The sequence below is a fragment of the Belnapia sp. AC561 genome (assembly GCF_979252845.1).
On record NZ_CEEDBP010000001.1, the window covers coordinates 272329 to 290305 of the forward strand.

Sequence of the window (17977 nt, forward strand, 5' to 3'; positions counted from 1 at the left end):
GGCTCAGCCGTGGACCGAGAAGCCGCCATCCACCGGGATGGCGACGCCGGTGACGAAGGCGCTGGCATCCGACCCGAGGAAGGCGGCGATGCCCTCGAAATCCGCCGGGCTGCCCCAGCGGCCCTTGGGCGTGCGGGCCATGACGTTGTCGTTCAGCCCGGGCATGTCGCTGCGGGCCTTGCGGGTCAGGTCGGTGTCGATCCAGCCCGGCAGGATGCAGTTCACGGTGATGCCGTCGGCCGCCCAAGCAACGGCGAGCGACTTGGTCAGCTGCACCACGCCGCCCTTCGAGGAGGCATAGGCGATGTGCAGCGGCAGGCCGAAGATCGACAGCATGGAGCCGTTGTTGATGACGCGCCCATGGCCGCCGGCCTTGAGGTGCGGATGCGCCGCCTTGGCCGCCAGCATGGCGCTGGTCAGGTTGGTGGCGATGACCTTGTGCCAGTCGGCGAGGTCGTAGGCCTCCGGCCGGTTGCGGATGTTGATCCCGGCATTGTTCACCAGCACGTCGAGCCGGCCGAAGCGGGTGACGGTGGCCGCGACCATGGCCTTGATGCTGGCCTCCTCGGTGACGTCCACGACCACGGCATCGGCCTCGGCGCCGAGTGCCCGTAGCTCGGCGACGGCGGCGGCATTCTTCGCCGCGTCGCGGCCGGCGACCATGACCGCGGCGCCGGCCTTGGCCAGGCCGCGGGCGAAGCCGAGACCGATGCCGCCGTTGCCGCCGGTGACGAGGCCGACACGGCCGGTGAGGTCGAAGCTGCTCGGCATGGCTGGTGTGCTCCCGCCCTGGTGGTTCGTCGTCATGGTGCTGCGGCCCGGGGGGCGTGCAGGATCCGGTGGGCATGGCGCCAGCCGGCGAAGTAGCTGCCGGCCGCATGGGCCAGGTGGCGTTCCGCCCGCAGCATCACCGCATGCGGCGCCAGGGCGGCGCGGTGCTCGGCCGGCGTCGGCGCCGCGGCGGCCAGCGCCAGCACCTCATCGACGATCCGCTCAAGGTGGAAGGCCACCAGCCGCTCCGGCGGATGCGCGGCGGCGGCGGCGGCCGCCGCCGGGTAGCCGGTCAGGATCTCGGCCTGGATGGCGGCGGCGTCGAGCCGGCGGCCGCAGCAGAGGCCGCTGAAATTGCGTTCGGCCACGGCCGCGAAATTGGCATCCAGCAGCCAGCCCGGGCCGCCGAAATGGTCGTAGACATAGGCGGCCCGGCGCGCGCGCAGGGCATAGGGCACGGTCTTGCCGATGCTGACGACGGCATCCGCCCAGGCCAGGTCGACGGGGGTGACGCGGCTGTCCTCGACATCGCCGCCGAGCCCGCGATGGCTGACCTCGGTGCCGGCGGCCCGCAGCAGGGAGCAGGCCTCCAGCAACTCGGGCGGGGCGTGGTTGCTGACGAGCAGGATGCGGGCCGGCGTGGCGACGGGGGGCGGGGCCGGCTGCTCGAAGGCGGCCGGGGCGGCGTTGCGGAACATCCGGATGCGCCCGCGCGGCAGGCCGCCGGCGGCGACCCGCTCGACCGCGCGTTCCGAGGTTACCAGGAACGCGCCGCCCAGCAGCCCCTCGGCCAGCACGCCGGGCTGGGCGAAGCTCCAGTCGCGGTCAAGATGGGCGAAGGCGAACAGGGTGCGCGGCGCTTCCTCCGGCGCCGGGGCGTAGTCCATCACCGCTTCCATGCGGTTCTGGATCCAGACCAGGTCGTAGTCCAGCGGACGCGCCGCGGCGGGGTCGTGCAGCAGGCCCAGCCCGGCCTGCCGGGCCATGGCCTGCATCGGGTCGGCCATCGACCACGCCAGGAGGTCGCAGGCCCAGCCACGGCCGAGCAGCTCCTCCGCCAGTTCCAGCAGGACCAGCTCCGAGCCGGCCACCACCGCGAATTCGGCATTGGCCAGCAGCGCGCGGGGCTGCCGACCGCTCATGCCTTGTGCTGTTCGATCAGGTCGACGAAGCGGTGGAACAGGTAATGGCTGTCGCTCGGCCCCGGCGATGCTTCCGGGTGGTACTGCACCGAGAAGGCCGGCTTGTCGGTTGCCGCAAGCCCTTCGTTCGAGCCGTCGAAGAGCGAGACATGGGTGATCCTGACGGTATCCGGCAGGGTCTTGCCATCCACCGCGAAGCCGTGATTCTGGCTGGTGATCTCGACCTTCCCGGTGGTCAGGTCCTTCACCGGCTGATTGGCGCCCCGGTGGCCGCGTTCCAGCTTGTAGGTGCTGCCGCCCAGCGCCAGGCCCAGCAGCTGATGGCCGAGGCAGATGCCGAAGATCGGCACGCCCTTGTCCAGCACGCCCTGGATGGCGGGTACCGCATAGGCGCCGGTCGCCGCCGGATCGCCGGGGCCATTCGAGAGGAAAACGCCATCCGGCGCATGCCGGAGGATCTCCTCCGCCGTCGCCGTCGCCGGGACCACTGTCACGTCGAGGCCGGCCGCCGCGAGGCAGCGCAGGATATTCCGCTTCGCGCCGTAATCGACCGCGACCACCTTGTGCTTCGGCGCCGTCTGCCGGCCGAAGCCTTCGGGCCAGGCCCAGGTGGTCTCGTTCCAGCCATAGGCCTGGCGGCAGGACACCTCCTTGGCCAGATCCATGCCTTCCAGCCCGGACCAGCCGGCGGCCTGGGCACGCAGCGCCACGAGGTCGAAGGTGCCGTCGGCAGGGAAGCACAGCACGCCATTCGGCGCCCCGCCGTCACGGATGCGAAGCGTCAGCGCGCGGGTATCGAGGCCCGAGATGCCGGGGATCGCGTGTGATTTCAGCCAATCGTCCAGATGCCGCGTGGCCCGGTAATTCGCCGGCTCCGTCAGGTCCTGCTTCACCACCAGCCCGCGCGCCGCGGGTGTCGTCGCCTCGAGGTCCTCAGCATTGGCGCCGACGATGCCGATCTGCGGGAAGGTGAAGGTGATGATCTGCCCGGCATAGGAGGGATCCGTCAGGGTCTCCTGATAGCCGGTCATGCCGGTATTGAAGCAGACCTCGGCCACCGGCGCGGCGCCCGGAGGGGTGAAGGCGCCGAAGCCGCGGCCCCAGAAGACGCTGCCGTCGCCGAGCACGAGGCAGGCCGTTGCACCCTCGGGTGCGCCGCCCGGCGCATCGCCCACCGGGGTTGCGGCCATGGTGGGGTCCTGGGACATGGGCGTCTCCGCTCTCGGTTCATGGCGGGTTTCAGGGGGCGCGCCTGGCAGTTCGTTCAACGGCAGGCCGGTGGCGGCGAGGATGGCCGGCCAGTGGCGAGGCGGAATGGCCCGGGCCTGGCGCCACTTGCGCACAGCCTCGGTCCCGATGCTGCAACGCGCCGCAGCGGCCTCAGGGCCACCGAGCAAGGCAATGATGTCTTCGACCGTCCGCATGATGGCAGGTATGTGGGAAGGCGTTTCCCAATTCAAGCGCGATGACAGTGTTGGCAGGAAATGGGAAAAATTTTCCCAGGCCTTCCCTCCTCATGCTACAGCGCCCACCCTTTTTTGTCCCGTATCGGAGACTGTCCCATGGCCGACGACCTGCGCAGCCGCTTCACCGAAGCGATGAAGGCCTCGATGCTCGCCAAGGATGCGCCCCGTACCTCGGCCATCCGCATGATCATGGCCAAGCTGAAGGATGTGGACATCGCCGCCCGTCCCGCCACGGAGAAGGTGCCGGACGAGCAGATCGTCGCCATGCTGCGGGGCATGGTGAAGAGCCGGCGGGAAAGCGCCGAGATGTATACCCAGGGCAACCGGCCCGAGCTGGCGGCCAAGGAGGCGGCGGAGATCGCCGTCATCGAGGGCTTCCTGCCGCAACAGATGGATGAGGCCGCGACGCAGGCCGCGGTTGCCGCCGCGGTGGCGGAAGCCGGTGCCGGCAGCATCAAGGACATGGGCAAGGTCATGGCCGTGCTGCGGGCCAAGCATGCCGCCAGCCTGGACATGGCGAAGGCCGGACCGCTGGTGAAAGCGGCGCTGGGCGGCTGAGGCGGGGGCGTCTAGGCTCAGGACATGGCCCTGCCGCCCGCCTTCCTCGAGGAATTGCGCGCCCGGACGCCCCTGCACGGGCTGATCGGCCGCAAGACCCGCCTCATCCGCAATGGCCGCCAATGGAAGGGCTGCTGCCCCTTCCACAACGAGAAGACGCCGAGCTTCTACGTCTACGACGACCACTTCCACTGCTTCGGCTGCGGCGCTCATGGCGATGCCATCAGCTTCGTCATGCAGACCGAGGGCGCGGCCTTTCCCGAGGCCGTGGAGCGGCTCGCCGGCGAGGCCGGCCTCGAGGTGCCGAAGGCGACGCCCCAGGCGGCCGAGCGGGAACGTCGGGCGAAGGACCTCTATGGCGTCTGCGCGGCGGCGGAGGCTGCCTTCCGCCGCCGCCTGGCTCTGCCCGAGGGGCGTGAGGCGCTTGCCTATCTGAAGCGGCGCGGGTTGAGCGACGCGACCATCGCGCGTTTCGGACTGGGCTGGTCCGGGGAGGGCAGGGGGGCGCTTGCCGCCGACCTCAAGGCCGAGGGGATCACGCCGGAACAGCTGGCAGCCGCCGGGTTGATGAAGCCGCGGGATCCGGACCGGCCGGAGGCAGGCTGGGTCGATATGTACTTCAACCGGGTGATCTTCCCGATCCGTGACCGGCGCGGCCGTACCATCAGCTTCGGTGGCCGCATCCTCGGCGATGGCCAGCCGAAATACGTCAACGGACCGGAGACCGAGTTGTTCTCCAAGCGCCGGAGCCTCTATGGCCTCGATCTCGCGCGGGAAGGGGCCTTCCGGGGCGGCACCGTGGTGGTGGTCGAGGGCTATATGGATGTCATCGCCCTGCATCAGGCAGGCTTCGGTGCCGCGGTCGCGCCCCTCGGCACCGCGTTGACGGCGGAGCAGCTGGACGCGCTCTGGCAGCTCTCGCCCGAGCCGGTGCTCTGCTTCGATGGCGATGCGGCCGGTGCCAAGGCGGCGGCCCGCTCGGCCGAGTTGGCGCTGCCGCTGCTGGCGCCGGACCGCAGCCTGCGCCTCGCCACGATAGCCGGGGGCGACGACCCGGATACCCTGGTCGCCAAGGGTGGCCCGTCCGCCTTCCAGGCCGTGCTGGATGCGGCCAAGCCACTGTCGGTCGCGCTGTTCGACCTGCTGGCGGGGCCCACGCCTCCGGTGACGCCGGAACAGCGTGCCGGCTTGCGCAACCGGCTGGAGGAGGCCGCGCGGACCATTCCCGACAAGGCGCTGGCCGCCGAGTACCGGCGCAGCCTGCTGGACCGGCTCTTCGCCTCCGGCCGCAGCCAGCGGCCTGCCTTCGGCCAGGCCGGCAAGTCGCGGCCGGCCTGGACCCCGCGCGGGCGCCCCGGGGAGCTGGCCAGTATCGCCGGCCTGCGCCGGGTGCCGATCGATCAGCCTGCCATCCGGCTGGAGCGGGCACGCAACCTGCTCGCCATCCTGATCCGCCATCCCGCCCTCCTGCCGGAGGTGGAGGAGGCGCTGGGCGTGGTCGACATGCCGCAGGGGGACTGCGAGGCGTTGCGCCAGGGGCTGCTCGGCTGGTTGTCGAGAAGTGACGTCCTTGACTCTGACGGTTTGATGGACCACCTGCGGCAGGCTGAACTCGATTCTGGCTTGACCTGGGTGATACGGGGCGCAGGCCTTTGCCAGGCGGCGCATCCCGAGGCCCAACCGAAGGACGCACTTGATGGCTGGTGGCATTTCTTCGGGTTGTTGCGAGGCGAGGCAGATTTGGTGGCTGACATAGCCAAAGCCAAGCATCAGTGCGAGGAGGCTTATCGCCAAGGCGATGAGGCCGTCATGCGCGCCGCATCCGTTCGGATCACCCGGCTGGTCATGGTTCTCTCGGCGGTCCGGGGCGGTGAAGTCGACCAGTCGAGCGATGCGGGTGCAGGTGACGCCTTAGTATAGAGGCATTTGAACAGGCGTCCCGCTGGCCGGGTCGCCTGTCTGATTCATGGAGCTGAGGCATGGCGAGCAAGACCGCGGGTGGTACGGATACGGTCGAGACGCGCGACGAAGTGGTGGAGGGCGTGTTGCTCGATACCATGACTGCCGCGGTCAAGAAGCTCATCGCCCGCGGGAAGGAGCGTGGCTACGTCACCTACGACGAGCTGAACTCGGCCCTGCCCTCCGAACAGGTCTCCTCCGAGATGATCGAGGACACCATGGCGATGCTGAGCGAGATCGGCATCAACGTGGTCGAATCCGAGGAGACCGAGGACGGTGAGGCGGTGGCCGTCGCCAAGCCGGCGTCCGAGGACAAGGAAGAGAAGGACGAGGAGGAATCGGGCGGCAACGTCGACGAGGAGACCCTCGGCCGTACCGATGACCCCGTCCGGATGTACCTGCGCGAGATGGGCAGCGTCGAGCTGCTCTCGCGTGAGGGCGAGATCGCCATCGCCAAGCGGATCGAGGCCGGCCGCGACATGATGATCGGCGGGCTCTGCGAAAGCCCGCAGACCTTCAAGGCGATCATCGGCTGGCACGACGCCGTCCGCGGTGGCCGCATGCTGCTGCGCGACGTGATCGACCTGGAGGCGACCGCCGCCGCCGATAGCCCGGAAGGCGCCGCCCCGCCCGACCCGGACGAGGAATTCGAGGAAGGCGAGGAAGGCGAGGGGCTCGGCCTGTCCCTTTCGGCCCTCGAGGAGAAGCTGAAGCCGGAGGCGCTGGCCGCCTTCGAGGCGATCGAGCAGGGCTATGCCAAGCTGCAGAAGCTCCAGCTCAAGCGCATGGAGGCCTATACCGCGGGCGAGGAGCTGCAGAGCCGCTCCGAGAAGACCTACGAGAAGACCCGTGCCGAGATCGTCGCCCTGGTCCAGAAGGTGCACCTGCACAACAACCGGATCGAGGAGCTGGTCGAGCAGCTGAAGCTGCTGAACCGCAAGCAGACCGCGCTCGAAGGCCAGGTGCTGCGGATCGCCGAGCAGTCGAAGGTCAAGCGGGAGGAATTCCTCCAGCATTGGCGCGGCTCGGAGCTGGATCCGGCCTGGTTCGACCGGCTGGCCAAGCTGCCTGGCAAGTCCTGGAAGATGTTCATCACCCGTTCGCGGGAGGATGTGGAGGCGGTGCGCGGCCAGCTTTCCGCCATCGTGCAGGATACCAACCTGCCGGTGCCTGAATTCCGTCGGGTCTATGCCACCGTCTCGCGCGGCGAGCGGGACATGACTCAGGCCAAGAAGGAAATGATCGAGGCCAATCTGCGGTTGGTCATCTCCATCGCCAAGAAATACACCAACCGCGGCCTGCAGTTCCTGGATCTGATCCAGGAAGGCAATATCGGCCTGATGAAGGCGGTGGATAAGTTCGAGTATCGCCGCGGCTACAAGTTCAGCACCTACGCGACCTGGTGGATCCGTCAGGCGATCACCCGCAGCATCGCCGACCAGGCGCGGACCATCCGCATCCCGGTCCATATGATCGAGACGATCAACAAGCTGGTCCGCACCAGCCGGCAGATGCTGCACGAGATCGGCCGCGAGCCGACCCCGGAGGAGCTGGCCGAGAAGCTCGGCATGCCGCTGGAGAAGGTCCGCAAGGTCCTGAAGATCGCCAAGGAGCCGATCAGCCTTGAGACGCCGATCGGCGACGAGGAGGACAGCCATCTGGGCGACTTCATCGAGGACAAGGCGGCGATCATTCCGCTCGATGCCGCCATCCAGTCCAATCTGCGCGAGGCGACAACGCGGGTCCTGTCCAGCCTCACCCCCCGCGAGGAGCGGGTGCTGCGCATGCGCTTCGGCATCGGCATGAACACCGACCACACGCTGGAAGAGGTCGGCCAGCAGTTCAACGTCACCCGCGAGCGTATCCGGCAGATCGAGGCCAAGGCGCTGCGCAAGTTGAAGCACCCCAGCCGGAGCCGGAAGCTGCGCAGCTTCCTGGATAACTGAGATGAGCCCTGTCGCGGAGCGCGCGCCGTGAGCCTGGCGGCCGACCGCACCACGGCGGTTGCCGTCGATGTCACCTTTCTGCGGATGGACCGGCGGCCAGCGGAAAGCTGGCCGGGTCTGCCGCCCGGGTTGCGGATGGCGGTCGCCACCCATTGCTCGGTCGGTTTCTATCGTTATCTCTATGACACGGTTGGCCATGAGCATGTCTGGTGGTTGCGCCGGACGCTGAGCGACAACGAACTCGCGCGCATCCTGCGCGACCCGGCGGTCAGCATCCACGTGCTTTACCGGGACGGCGAGCCGGCCGGTTTCTACGAGATCGACCGGCGGAACAAGCCGCTGGTGAACCTGTCGTATTTCGGGCTGATGCCGCATGCGGTGGGATCGGGACTCGGCTGTGCCTTCCTGCGCCAGGCAATCGAGGATGGGTGGGCCGAGGGTACCCGCGCCTTCACCGTGAATACCTGCACCGCGGACCATCCCCGTGCCCTGCCGAACTATCTGGCGGCTGGATTCGGTAAATTACGCACCGTGCGCGAAGTCTGGCACGTCCCGCTGCACCTCGGCCTGCCGATTCCGCCCCGCCTGCGGCTGGGTTGACGGCCCTAATCTTGCGGCTGCGCGACAAGCCGCAGGAAAGCATTGTGCGGCGGCTTGCAAAGGCCCATATGAGCGCCGTCAACCCGTCTGGTTCGGCCTGTTTCGATTGCCCCCCGGGGCCCGAGCCTGGTTTCCGTCCCTCAAAGGCAGATTGGCCCGTCCCGCGATGGCGTGGGGCGGCACCCTTGCATGATGGGATTCCCCGCATGTCTACCGGCACTGTTAAGTGGTTCAACGCAACCAAGGGCTACGGCTTCATCCAGCCCGAGGACGGCACCGCTGACGTTTTCGTTCACATTTCCGACGTGCAGCGCTCGGGCCTCCAGGGCCTGAATGACGGCCAGCGTCTCAGCTTCGACGTTCAGCGCGGCCAGCAGGGCAAGCTCTCCGCTTGCAACCTGAAGCTCGACTGAGTTGCCTGGGCCGGGCTTGGCCTGCCTTCGGGCGGCCGGGACCCGGCCCATCTCCGCATTGTCGGGAGGGACTCATGGCGACGCATCTTTATACCATTGGGCAGCACGTCGAGTTCATCGCCGGGCGCTTCGATGGCAATGTGCCGCGCGGTCTCTACACGGTAGTGCGGCAGCTTCCCGGCCCGGCGAATGACCGGGAATATCGTGTGAAGCACCAGAAGGACGGGCATGAGCGAATCGTGCTGGAAAGCCAATTGCGCGTAGGCCCGCCCGCACTCTTCGGCTGACGCCGTGACCAGTCCAGGCCATAGGCCGGGCGATACAAGAGGCGCCGATGGCACGCAGACCGAATTACGGCCAGCAGCGGGCCGAGATCAATCGCGGCAAGCAGGCCAAGCAGGAAGCCAAGCAGCGCGAGCGCGAGGAAGCTGTCGCCCGCCGCAAGGCTGAGCGCGAGGGCCTGGGCCTGCCGCCTGAGCCCGAGGGCACCCTGCCGCCGGACGACGAGCCGGTGCCGCAGGACAAATAGGACAAAGACGATGGCCAAGCGCCGCGACGATGGAAAATACGTACTTTTCGACGTGTCTTATGCCGATGGCACCCGCGCCTCCAACCGCAAGGTTCCGACCGAGTTGCTCGGTGGCCTGGACGGCGACGATCCGGCGCGGACAGAGATCGAGGCACAGGACAAGCGGATCGCCGATGCTTCGGGCAAGCCGCAGCGCGGCATCCTGGCCTTGGTCCGGGCCGGGCGCTGAGCCTGGCCTGAACGCCTGAAGGGGGCCGGCGGAGTGATCCGCCGGCCCTTTTTGCGTCAGCTATGCGCCAGCACGGCCAGCAGCAGCAGCGCGACGATATTGGTGATCTTGATCATCGGGTTCACCGCCGGCCCGGCGGTGTCCTTGTAGGGGTCGCCCACGGTATCGCCGGTGACGGCGGCCTTGTGCGCCTCCGAACCCTTGCCGCCGTGATGGCCTTCCTCGATGTACTTCTTGGCATTGTCCCAGGCGCCGCCGCCGGTGGTCATGCTGACCGCGACGAAGAAGCCGGTGACGATGACGCCGAGCAGCATGGCGCCCAGCGCCTCGAAGCCGGCGGCCTTGCCGGCGATGGCCTGGATGCCGAAGTAGCAGACCAGCGGCGACAGCACCGGCAGCATCGAGGGGATGATCATCTCCTTGATGGCGGCCTTGGTCAGGATGTCGACCGCCCGGGCATAGTCCGGCTTCTCGGTGCCGGCCATGATGCCCGGCTTCTCCCGGAACTGGCGCCGCACTTCCTCGACCACCGACATCGCCGCGCGGCCGACCGCCGTCATCGCCATGCCGCCGAACAGGAAGGGCAGCGCGCCGCCGAACAGCAGTCCGACCACCACGTATGGGCTGGTCAGGCTGAAGGTCAGCGCGCCCATCCCGGCGAAATAGGGATAGGTCGTGGCGTTGTTGGCGAAGTAGGTGAGATCCTGGGTATAGGCCGCGAAGAGAACCAGTGCGCCGAGCCCCGCCGATCCGATGGCATAGCCCTTGGTCACGGCCTTGGTGGTATTGCCGACGGCATCCAGTGCATCCGTCGTGACGCGGGTTTCCTTCGGCAGCCCGGCCATTTCGGCGATACCGCCGGCATTGTCCGTCACCGGTCCGAAGGCATCCAGCGCGACCACGACACCCGCGAGGGCCAGCATGGTGGTCACGGCGATGGCGATGCCATAGAGCCCCGCCAGGTTGTAGCTGAACAGCACGCCGAAGATGATGATCAGCGCCGGGATGGCGGTGCTTTCCATGCTCACCGCGATGCCGCGGATGACATTGGTACCGTGCCCGGTGACCGAGCTCTCGGCGATGGCCTGCACCGGGCGGAAATTGGTCCCGGTATAGTATTCCGTCACCACGATGATCAGGCCGGTCACCACCAGCCCGACCGTACCGCACAGGAACAGCGACCAGGCCGTGAAGGTCGCCCCGGCGGCCGTGATGCTGCCGCTGCCGAAGACCAGGTAGGTCAGCGGCAGCAGCACGATCAGGGACAGCACCCCGGCGACGATGAAGCCGCGATACATGGCGCCCATGATGGACTGGCTGGCCGGCAGCTTGACGAAATAGGTGCCGATGATCGAGGTGACGACGCAGACCGCACCGATGGCCAGCGGATAGAGCATGCCGAGCGCCAGCATATCGGCCGGGAAGGCGATGGCCGCCAGGACCATGGTGGCAACCATGGTGACCGCATAGGTCTCGAATAGATCGGCCGCCATGCCGGCGCAGTCGCCGACATTGTCGCCCACGTTGTCGGCGATGGTCGCCGGGTTGCGGGGGTCGTCCTCCGGAATCCCGGCTTCGACCTTGCCGACCATGTCGCCACCGACATCGGCACCCTTGGTGAAGATGCCCCCGCCGAGCCGGGCGAAGATGGAGATGAGCGAGGCGCCGAAGCCGAGCGCCACCAGCGCGTCGATCACCGGCCGGCTGTTCGGCGCATGGCCGCCGATCACGACGAGGATGAAGAAGTAGATGGCGACCCCGAGGAGGGCGAGGCCGGCGACCAGCATGCCGGTGATGGCGCCGGACTTGAAGGCGACGTCGAGGCCCGCCGCCAGCGACTGGCTGGAGGCCTGCGCCGTCCGGACATTGGCCCGCACCGAGACATTCATGCCGATGAAGCCGGCAAGGCCGGACAGTACCGCGCCGATGAGGAAGCCGATGGCCACCCCGATGCCGAGCCAGATGAAGAGCAGCACGAAGAGCACCACGCCGACGGCGCCGATGGTCATGTACTGACGCTTCAGATAGGCCTGCGCACCTTCCTGGATCGCCTGGGCGATTTCCTGCATCCGGGCCGTGCCGGCATCCAGGGCCATCACCTGTTTGGCGGTGACCACGCCATAGGCGATAGACAAACCGCCCAAAACGATCACGAGCAACAAAGTCGCTATCATAAGACAGTAGCCCCCCAAGTTTAGCCGCGCCTTCTTCGCTGGGGCGTTACCGGGGGCCCAGGCCTTGCCGGACGACGCGCTCAGACATGGGGCGCTAACCAGGGAAGGCTATGCGGCTGGCGGTAGGGGCGCAACGGCATCCGCTTGCATTTCGCGATACTGCCGCAAGCCGGACACAACCGCGCCGCGATCCCAACCGAGAACCTCGCCGCTTGCCGCGACGGGGCCGCCTCGTCACCATGCGGCTCAAGGTCGAAGGGAGATGATGCATGCGGCGGGGATGGGCGGCGCTTGCGCTGGTGCTGGGGCTATGGGCCGGGCCAGGTCTGGCACAGGATGTTGTGGAGAAACGTGTCTTCGAAGGCGGTGCCTACGAGACCCGCGGCGGTGGTCGGATCGGCAATCTCCGCCTCGGCTATCAGACGATGGGCCAGCTCAATGCGGAAGGCACCAATGCCATCCTCATCTGCCATTTTTTCAGCGGCAATAGCCACGCCTTCGGCCGTCTTGCGGCCAATGGACCAGCCGGCTACTGGGACGCGATCATCGGTCCTGGCAAGCCGATCGATACGGACCGGTATTTCGTCGTCTCGGTTGATACGTTGGTCAATGTGAACGTGCCGGATGTGAATACTGTCACCACCGGCCCGGCCAGCATCAATCCGGATACCGGCCGGCCTTATGGCATGAGCTTCCCGGTCGTTTCCATGCGGGACTTCGTGGAGACGCAGAAGCGGCTGCTGGACAGCCTCGGCGTGAAGCGGCTGGCACTGGTCGCCGGCCCTTCCAACGGCGGGCTGCAGAGCATCGAATGGGCCGCGGCCTATCCCGCCTTCATCGATCGGGTGATGCCGGTGATCGCCGCCGATATCGACGCCTGGATGCAGGGCTGGCTCGATCTTTGGGAGAGCCCGATCCGGCTCGATCCGAATTGGCGCGAGGGCGACTATTATGGCCAGGGACGCGAACTGCCCCTGCGCGGACTCGCGGAGGCCTGGAAGATTGTCACCCTGCATGCGCGCGACCGCGTCTGGGCCCGTCAATTCGACCGACGCGTGGCTGAGGGCCAGGATCCCGCCCGGCGCATAGGCGATCGATTCGCCATCGAACGTTGGCTGGATGAGGCGGCGGCGGCACGGGCCCGAACCTCGGACGCCAATGCCTTCCTCTACATGGTCCGGGCGAACCAGCTTTTCCTGAACGAATACCCGGGCTTCGGCGCAGCGCTGGCCGGTGGCCCGGCCCGCTGGCTGGTCATCTCGGCCCTGACCGATCGGGTCTTCCTGTCGGAAGGGGTTGGGGAGTTCATCGGTGCGCTACGCAACGCGGGCAAGCAGGTGGACACTGCAGAACTCGCCGGACCACTTGGCCATCTGAACGGCGTGGTCGGCATGGCGCCGGTCGGGGAACGGATTCGCAACTTCCTGGCGCATTAGGCCAGGGCGCCGCTTCAGTGCAGCTCGAGGAGATTGGCCTGCGGCTTGGAGTCCGCAGCCACCTGGCGGATGGCGCTGGTCAGGTCGTCAATCTCGAAAGGCTTCAGAAGCAGCGCCAGGGGCCGGCCAGCCGCCGACTGCAGCAAGTTCTGGCCATTGGGCGGCAGGAAGCCGGTCATCACCACCACCGGGAGATCAGGTCTCTCGGCCCGCAGGCGGGGGATCAGCTCCCAGCCTGTCATTCGCGGCATGGCCAGATCGGTGACCAGCACGTCGAAGCTGCCGGTCTCGGCCAGCCGCATGGCCTCCTCACCATCGGCGGCGAGCAGGACGGTATGGCCATATTCGGTAAGAGCGTCCTCGATGACCATGGCCGCCAGCGGTTCGTCTTCCGCTACCAAGATGCGAAGCCTGTTCAGCATCAGAGCCTGGTCCATCGCTGCTCCATTCGACCCGTGCCGGTGCCACCAACCGGATGGGTGGGTCTGACACGCTTCGGCCATTCGTGATGTAGCGCAGCGGCGGACGAAGTGGCTTCAAGTTCTCTTGATAAGCGAAACAACTGCGCGTCGTGATGGACCCACGTCAGAGCCGCTGCGATCTGCCACCAAAATCTTACCGAAAAACGCAGTAACATAACCCAAGGTTGTTCTGCTGCACATTCATGCACCTAGGACCTCTGGCTCATCTTGACCCCAAGCTGGCCGTAGAGTGCCGAAAGCCGTGCGGCGTAGCGTTCCGGGCTGAACAATGCGGCCCGCTCCGGGCCTGCAGCCGCCAGCCGGTCCCGCAACGCGGGGTCCCGGTCCACCGCCTGGATCGCCTCGACCAGGGCCGAGATGTCATAGGGATCGATTGTCAGCGCTGCCTCGCCCACGACCTCGGGCATGGAGGCGGTATTGGACGTGATGACCGGGGTTCCCAGCAGCATCGCCTCCAAGGCCGGCAGGCCGAAGCCTTCGTACAACGAGGGAAAGAGCACTGCCCGCGCGCCGCGGATCAGGTTCACCAGCAGGCGGAAGGGAGCATAATCCAGCAGGATGATCTTGCGCCGCGTCCGCAGTATGCCGCCTTCCATCACCATGCTGCGGATATGATCGTCGAAGATGAGCCGCAGCTCGTCCTCCGACTTCCAGGCTTTCTTGCCGACGATCACCAGCGGCCCGTCCACCCCGCTGGCAAGGAAGGCCTGGATCATCCGGCCGACATTCTTCTTCGGCTCGATCGCGCCGAAGAACAGCCAATAGCCGCCCGGCTCCAGTCCGAAGCTGCCGCGGATTTCCGCCGCGACTGCCTCGGGGGATACCTCGGTGAATTTCCGAGGGATATCGACGGCCTGGTAGGTATTGGTCACCCGTTCCTCCGGCACCCCCAGCAGGTTGATGATATCCCTGCGGGAGGCCTCGGAGACGGTGACGATATGATCGGCCCGGCGGCCGAGCCGGCGGTTCATGCGGAAGTAGCGGCGCTTGTTGTCGAGCGTCGTATAGGGCAGCCGCAGCGGCACCAGGTCATGCATGGTGTAGATGTTGCGGGCGCCGACCACGCGCAGCGGCAGCGGATAGGTCCAGTGCATCAGCTGCGGCGGCTGTGGGATGGTCACCCGCAACTCCCGCTTGAAGATGCCGTACTGTGCATGGGCCTGCTGGAACAGCTCCTGCACGTTCCAGATCTCGTCGAAATGCGGCAGCCGGTCGCGGAAGGTGGTCGAGATGACCTGGCCGGTGATGGGTACCCGCACTGCCAGCTCCCCGAAGGGGGTGGTCAGCATCCGCCGCAGTCGGCGCAGGGCGACCAGCCAGCGGGGTGGTGTGCCGACCCTTTCATCGAAAAAGGCGATTTCGCGGATCAGCGGATCCAGCGCCGGTGCGGCGCGGGTGCCATAGAGCACACCCGTGTGCAGACCCAACCGACCCAGGGCGAAGCTCAGGTTGCGCGCATAGGTTGCCACACCGGTGCCCTGGTCAAGCGCCAGATTATATCCATCTAGGAAGACGCGCGGCTGACCGGGCGCGGGCAGCGGCGTCATGCTGCCGTTTCCGGAAACGGACGATCAGGTTCCATGCACACGGTATCTTGAGCAGCCACGATGACGTTTATCATTTCCAGGTTGTTCATGCTAAGATGATATCGCCTCTGAGGCGAAGCGGCACTGTGCCAGATCGCCCATTCAGTTCGGGAGCCAAACGTGGCACGGTCGTCAGGTAGGATTGGCGGCATAGAAGTTGCTGACACGGCAATGCCGCTGCGCAGCGTGGCGGCTCTGGGCATGGTCGACCTTGCGGTCCTGCTGGTGCGTGCCAGTGCCGTGCTCCTGCTTCTGTCGCCGATTGTATTACTCGCCATTCTCGCATTTGCTTGAATGAGCCCCTGCCGGTAAATCTACGGGGAGAGTCCTGCTTGCGGTAGCCATCTCCTGCCGAACAGCGTCAGGCCGCGAGCACGGCCCACCAGAGGCAGGAGCCAGCGGATGGACATGATCTCTTGGGCGGATGCGCCAGGCGCAGTCGCCGATGCGGATGAAATCCTGGCTCGGGCCGATGCGCTCCGGGATGTTCGCCATTGGACCGAAGCCGCCGCCGCCTATGCCGAGGTCCTGCGCCTGCGGCCTGAGGCTTGGCCCCTTCTTGTCCAATACGGCCACTGCGTGAAGGAGGCTGGCGACCCGGAAGCCGCCCTCCGCGCCTATCGGGAAGCTGAACTGCTCCAGCCCGAGGACGCCGATATCCATCTGCAGATCGGCCACGTGCTGAAGCGGCTGGACCGGCAGGAGGAGGCGCTGGAGGAATATGCCCGCGCCCTGGTGCTGGACCCCGGGAATGCCGGCGCCCGGGCCGAGGTCATGGCCCTCGATCCCATCATGTCCGAACCGGGCGTGCTTCCGACGCCTGGTCCGAGCCTCACCCCGCATATCGCTGCCGGGCAGCCCGCCGGCGCGGCCGAAATCGTTTTCGATGCTTCGGACCTGCTCGATTATTTCCAGCATAACCGGGCGCCGACCGGCATTCAGCGAGTCCAGCTCAATATCATCCGTGCAGCCCTCGGCATGGGCCCGGGGCTGGTCGTTGCCGGTTTCGATCCGGTAGCCGGCGTTTGGAAGGCCGTGCCGCAGCCGCTGTTCGAGAGGCTGGCGGCTCTCTCACGGGAAGGCACCTCCCACGCAGACCCTGCCTGGCGGGCCGCACTGGCGGCAGTGCAGGAGACGCTGCGGGACGGCCTGCCGCTCGGCCTCGCCGCCGGATGCAGCCTCGTGAACCTCGGCACCTCCTGGTGGATCCCCGACTACCTGCGGGTGGTGCGGGAGGCCAAGGCGCAGCATGGGTTGCGCTACATTCCTTTCATCCACGATTGCATCCCGCTGTTGGTGCCGGAGCATTGCTCGGCAGCGCTGGTCGATGACTTCGCCCGCTGGTTCGCCGCACTCTGCCTGCATGCCGATGCTGTCCTGACCAATTCGATTTGTACCCAGGCGGATTTCCTGCGGCTTCAGCGCAAGCTTCTGCCGGGCCGTTCGATTCCCTGTTTCCCGGTCCCGCTGAATGCGACGGAATCGCTCTCCCCGGCTGTATCAGCCGGCGTGACGCGGAAGCCTTACGTGCTTTTTGTCGGCACCCTGGAATCACGCAAGAATCACATGCTGGCCTTCGGAGCCTGGTTGGCCCTGCTGCGCAAGCATGGTCCCGAAGCGGTGCCGGACCTCGTCTGCGTCGGCAAGCGCGGTTGGTTGGCGGAGGCGGCGTTGCGGCTGCACCAAAACTCCGCTGCCTTGCGGGCCAAGGTCCATCTGCTGCATGGCGTGCCCGATACCGAGCTTAACGCGCTCTACGGCGGCTGCCTCTTCACCCTCTACAACAGCTATTATGAAGGCTGGGGCCTGCCCGTCACCGAGAGTCTGGCGCATGGCAAGGTTCCCCTGGTGCCCGACCATTCCTCCCTGCGGGAAGCCGGCGGCATCGGCACAGTCTACTTCGCTCCGCAGAGCGAACCCGACCTGATCGGGAAGCTGGAACGGCTGCTTTTCGAGCCGGGCTTCCGCATTGCGCAGGAAGCTACCATTGCCACCGCGCCGGCTCTGCGGTCCTGGTCGGAGGTCGCCGGGCAGGTCCTCAGCGTGGTGCGTCAGTCCGGCGAGACCCCGGTCTCCACGCCACGCGACCATCTCGAATTCCAACTGGGCGAGGTGCATGCGCTGCGCCTGCTGCCGGGACCCGAGCCAAGCCTTGCCATGGCGATCGCCGATGTTCTGCGCGATGGGCCCGGTTGGTCCCGGCTGGAGGATTGGGGCGTTTGGACCCTGCCGGGTCAGAGCCTGTTGTACCTGCCGCTGCAGCGTGGACTGCCGCGGGCGCGCCTACGGGTCTATCTCGAATTGCTGGCGCCGCCGCAGGCGATTGCCTTCCGCGTCCGCGCTCAGGTCGCCGGCGGCCCCACCGGCACCTTCCGCACGCTGCAGGCTGCGGCCGGCGAAGCGCTGTTCTGCATGCTGGAGATCGAGGCTGCCGGCGACGCGGAACTCGAGATCGAATTCGAAAACGGACCCGGCATCACACCGGCCCCCGGCGACCCACGCCTGGTTGGTATCGGCCTACGCAGCCTGATGGTCTGCCGCCGGGACGACCTGGCCAGCCGGCTGGACTATCTCGAGCGCGCGGCCCTGCCTCGACTGGCTTCCTGAGAGGGGAGGGGCCGGGTCCCAGGTACTGGCCCTAGTCAAATACCCCGAAGTCGCTTGCCACCAAATTCGAGCCGTCCTG

The 17977-nt window shown here is 67.0% G+C and carries 17 protein-coding genes; 11 read left to right on the forward strand and 6 right to left on the reverse strand.

What is annotated here, in order from left to right; all coding sequences use genetic code 11:
• Nucleotides 1-3: 3 nt before the first annotated feature.
• The 3 genes from AC0IW9_RS01370 to carA are packed head-to-tail and all read right to left on the reverse strand — an operon-like array spanning nucleotide 4 to nucleotide 3340.
• Entirely contained in the window at nucleotides 4-771 is a 768-nt protein-coding gene (locus AC0IW9_RS01370; protein WP_471646406.1) for an SDR family NAD(P)-dependent oxidoreductase, read from the reverse strand.
• 32 nt (nucleotides 772-803) lie between these two features.
• Entirely contained in the window at nucleotides 804-1913 is a 1110-nt protein-coding gene (locus AC0IW9_RS01375) for a hypothetical protein (RefSeq protein WP_471646407.1), read from the reverse strand.
• Complete coding sequence (gene carA, locus AC0IW9_RS01380) at nucleotides 1910-3340, reverse strand: glutamine-hydrolyzing carbamoyl-phosphate synthase small subunit (RefSeq protein ID WP_471646469.1); 1431 nt, start codon at nucleotides 3338-3340, stop codon at nucleotides 1910-1912. The genes AC0IW9_RS01375 and carA overlap by 4 nt, the downstream gene beginning before the upstream one ends.
• Before the next feature lie 135 nt (nucleotides 3341-3475).
• Here carA and AC0IW9_RS01385 point away from each other — a divergent pair, with 135 nt between their 5' ends.
• The 8 genes from AC0IW9_RS01385 to AC0IW9_RS01420 all read left to right on the forward strand — a co-directional run bounded on the left by AC0IW9_RS01385 (nucleotide 3476) and on the right by AC0IW9_RS01420 (nucleotide 9613).
• Nucleotides 3476-3937 (forward strand): GatB/YqeY domain-containing protein, encoded by a 462-nt coding sequence (locus AC0IW9_RS01385; protein ID WP_471646408.1) that lies wholly within the window; start codon nucleotides 3476-3478, stop codon nucleotides 3935-3937.
• 24 nt (nucleotides 3938-3961) lie between these two features.
• Nucleotides 3962-5857: a DNA primase gene (dnaG, locus tag AC0IW9_RS01390; RefSeq protein WP_471646409.1), complete on the forward strand. Its 1896-nt coding sequence runs from the start codon at nucleotides 3962-3964 to the stop codon at nucleotides 5855-5857.
• Nucleotides 5858-5916: 59 nt separating this feature from the next.
• The gene (gene rpoD, locus AC0IW9_RS01395; protein WP_471646410.1) at nucleotides 5917-7842 is read left to right on the forward strand and encodes an RNA polymerase sigma factor RpoD; all 1926 of its coding nucleotides are present in this window, start codon (nucleotides 5917-5919) and stop codon (nucleotides 7840-7842) included.
• Nucleotides 7843-7926: 84 nt separating this feature from the next.
• Nucleotides 7927-8442, forward strand: coding sequence for a GNAT family N-acetyltransferase (locus AC0IW9_RS01400; RefSeq protein WP_471646470.1), 516 nt, complete (start codon nucleotides 7927-7929; stop codon nucleotides 8440-8442).
• A 206-nt stretch (nucleotides 8443-8648) separates the two neighbouring features.
• On the forward strand, nucleotides 8649-8855 hold the full coding sequence (locus tag AC0IW9_RS01405; RefSeq protein ID WP_290318897.1) for a cold-shock protein: 207 nt from the start codon (nucleotides 8649-8651) through the stop codon (nucleotides 8853-8855).
• 74 nt (nucleotides 8856-8929) lie between these two features.
• Nucleotides 8930-9142 (forward strand): hypothetical protein, encoded by a 213-nt coding sequence (locus AC0IW9_RS01410; RefSeq protein WP_471646411.1) that lies wholly within the window; start codon nucleotides 8930-8932, stop codon nucleotides 9140-9142.
• A gap of 47 nt (nucleotides 9143-9189) precedes the next feature.
• Complete coding sequence (locus AC0IW9_RS01415; protein WP_471646412.1) at nucleotides 9190-9384, forward strand: hypothetical protein; 195 nt, start codon at nucleotides 9190-9192, stop codon at nucleotides 9382-9384.
• A gap of 10 nt (nucleotides 9385-9394) precedes the next feature.
• Nucleotides 9395-9613 carry a hypothetical protein gene (locus AC0IW9_RS01420; RefSeq protein WP_471646413.1) on the forward strand — a complete coding sequence of 73 codons (219 nt, stop codon included), beginning with the start codon at nucleotides 9395-9397 and terminating at the stop codon, nucleotides 9611-9613.
• A 56-nt stretch (nucleotides 9614-9669) separates the two neighbouring features.
• Here AC0IW9_RS01420 and AC0IW9_RS01425 read toward each other — a convergent pair whose 3' ends face one another.
• Nucleotides 9670-11772, reverse strand: a complete 2103-nt coding sequence (locus AC0IW9_RS01425; RefSeq protein WP_471646414.1) for a sodium-translocating pyrophosphatase — start codon at nucleotides 11770-11772, stop codon at nucleotides 9670-9672.
• A gap of 284 nt (nucleotides 11773-12056) precedes the next feature.
• Between AC0IW9_RS01425 and AC0IW9_RS01430 the strand changes: the two genes are divergently transcribed.
• On the forward strand, nucleotides 12057-13223 hold the full coding sequence (locus tag AC0IW9_RS01430; RefSeq protein ID WP_471646415.1) for an E22 family MetX-like putative esterase: 1167 nt from the start codon (nucleotides 12057-12059) through the stop codon (nucleotides 13221-13223).
• Nucleotides 13224-13237: 14 nt separating this feature from the next.
• Here AC0IW9_RS01430 and AC0IW9_RS01435 read toward each other — a convergent pair whose 3' ends face one another.
• Both AC0IW9_RS01435 and AC0IW9_RS01440 read right to left on the reverse strand, forming a co-directional pair.
• Entirely contained in the window at nucleotides 13238-13660 is a 423-nt protein-coding gene (locus AC0IW9_RS01435) for a response regulator (protein ID WP_471646416.1), read from the reverse strand.
• Nucleotides 13661-13893: 233 nt separating this feature from the next.
• Entirely contained in the window at nucleotides 13894-15252 is a 1359-nt protein-coding gene (locus AC0IW9_RS01440; RefSeq protein ID WP_471646417.1) for a glycosyltransferase family 4 protein, read from the reverse strand.
• A 210-nt stretch (nucleotides 15253-15462) separates the two neighbouring features.
• Here AC0IW9_RS01440 and AC0IW9_RS01445 point away from each other — a divergent pair, with 210 nt between their 5' ends.
• Together AC0IW9_RS01445 and AC0IW9_RS01450 are read left to right on the forward strand one after the other, a co-directional pair.
• Nucleotides 15463-15585 (forward strand): hypothetical protein, encoded by a 123-nt coding sequence (locus tag AC0IW9_RS01445; protein WP_471646418.1) that lies wholly within the window; start codon nucleotides 15463-15465, stop codon nucleotides 15583-15585.
• Between the two features lie 108 nt (nucleotides 15586-15693).
• Nucleotides 15694-17898, forward strand: a complete 2205-nt coding sequence (locus AC0IW9_RS01450; RefSeq protein WP_471646419.1) for a glycosyltransferase family 4 protein — start codon at nucleotides 15694-15696, stop codon at nucleotides 17896-17898.
• Nucleotides 17899-17977 lie beyond the last annotated feature (79 nt).

Bases quoted from the DNA above. Each gene is read 5' to 3' on its own strand.
- AC0IW9_RS01370 (WP_471646406.1), bottom strand. From the start codon at position 771: ATGCCGAGCAGCTTCGACCTCACCGGCCGTGTCGGCCTCGTCACCGGC.
- AC0IW9_RS01375 (WP_471646407.1), bottom strand. From the start codon at position 1,913: ATGAGCGGTCGGCAGCCCCGCGCGCTGCTGGCCAATGCCGAATTCGCG.
- AC0IW9_RS01385 (WP_471646408.1), top strand. From the start codon at position 3,476: ATGGCCGACGACCTGCGCAGCCGCTTCACCGAAGCGATGAAGGCCTCG.
- dnaG (WP_471646409.1), top strand. From the start codon at position 3,962: ATGGCCCTGCCGCCCGCCTTCCTCGAGGAATTGCGCGCCCGGACGCCC.
- rpoD (WP_471646410.1), top strand. From the start codon at position 5,917: ATGGCGAGCAAGACCGCGGGTGGTACGGATACGGTCGAGACGCGCGAC.
- AC0IW9_RS01400 (WP_471646470.1), top strand. From the start codon at position 7,927: ATGGACCGGCGGCCAGCGGAAAGCTGGCCGGGTCTGCCGCCCGGGTTG.
- AC0IW9_RS01405 (WP_290318897.1), top strand. From the start codon at position 8,649: ATGTCTACCGGCACTGTTAAGTGGTTCAACGCAACCAAGGGCTACGGC.
- AC0IW9_RS01410 (WP_471646411.1), top strand. From the start codon at position 8,930: ATGGCGACGCATCTTTATACCATTGGGCAGCACGTCGAGTTCATCGCC.
- AC0IW9_RS01415 (WP_471646412.1), top strand. From the start codon at position 9,190: ATGGCACGCAGACCGAATTACGGCCAGCAGCGGGCCGAGATCAATCGC.
- AC0IW9_RS01420 (WP_471646413.1), top strand. From the start codon at position 9,395: ATGGCCAAGCGCCGCGACGATGGAAAATACGTACTTTTCGACGTGTCT.
- AC0IW9_RS01430 (WP_471646415.1), top strand. From the start codon at position 12,057: ATGCGGCGGGGATGGGCGGCGCTTGCGCTGGTGCTGGGGCTATGGGCC.
- AC0IW9_RS01435 (WP_471646416.1), bottom strand. From the start codon at position 13,660: ATGGACCAGGCTCTGATGCTGAACAGGCTTCGCATCTTGGTAGCGGAA.
- AC0IW9_RS01440 (WP_471646417.1), bottom strand. From the start codon at position 15,252: ATGACGCCGCTGCCCGCGCCCGGTCAGCCGCGCGTCTTCCTAGATGGA.
- AC0IW9_RS01445 (WP_471646418.1), top strand. From the start codon at position 15,463: ATGCCGCTGCGCAGCGTGGCGGCTCTGGGCATGGTCGACCTTGCGGTC.
- AC0IW9_RS01450 (WP_471646419.1), top strand. From the start codon at position 15,694: ATGGACATGATCTCTTGGGCGGATGCGCCAGGCGCAGTCGCCGATGCG.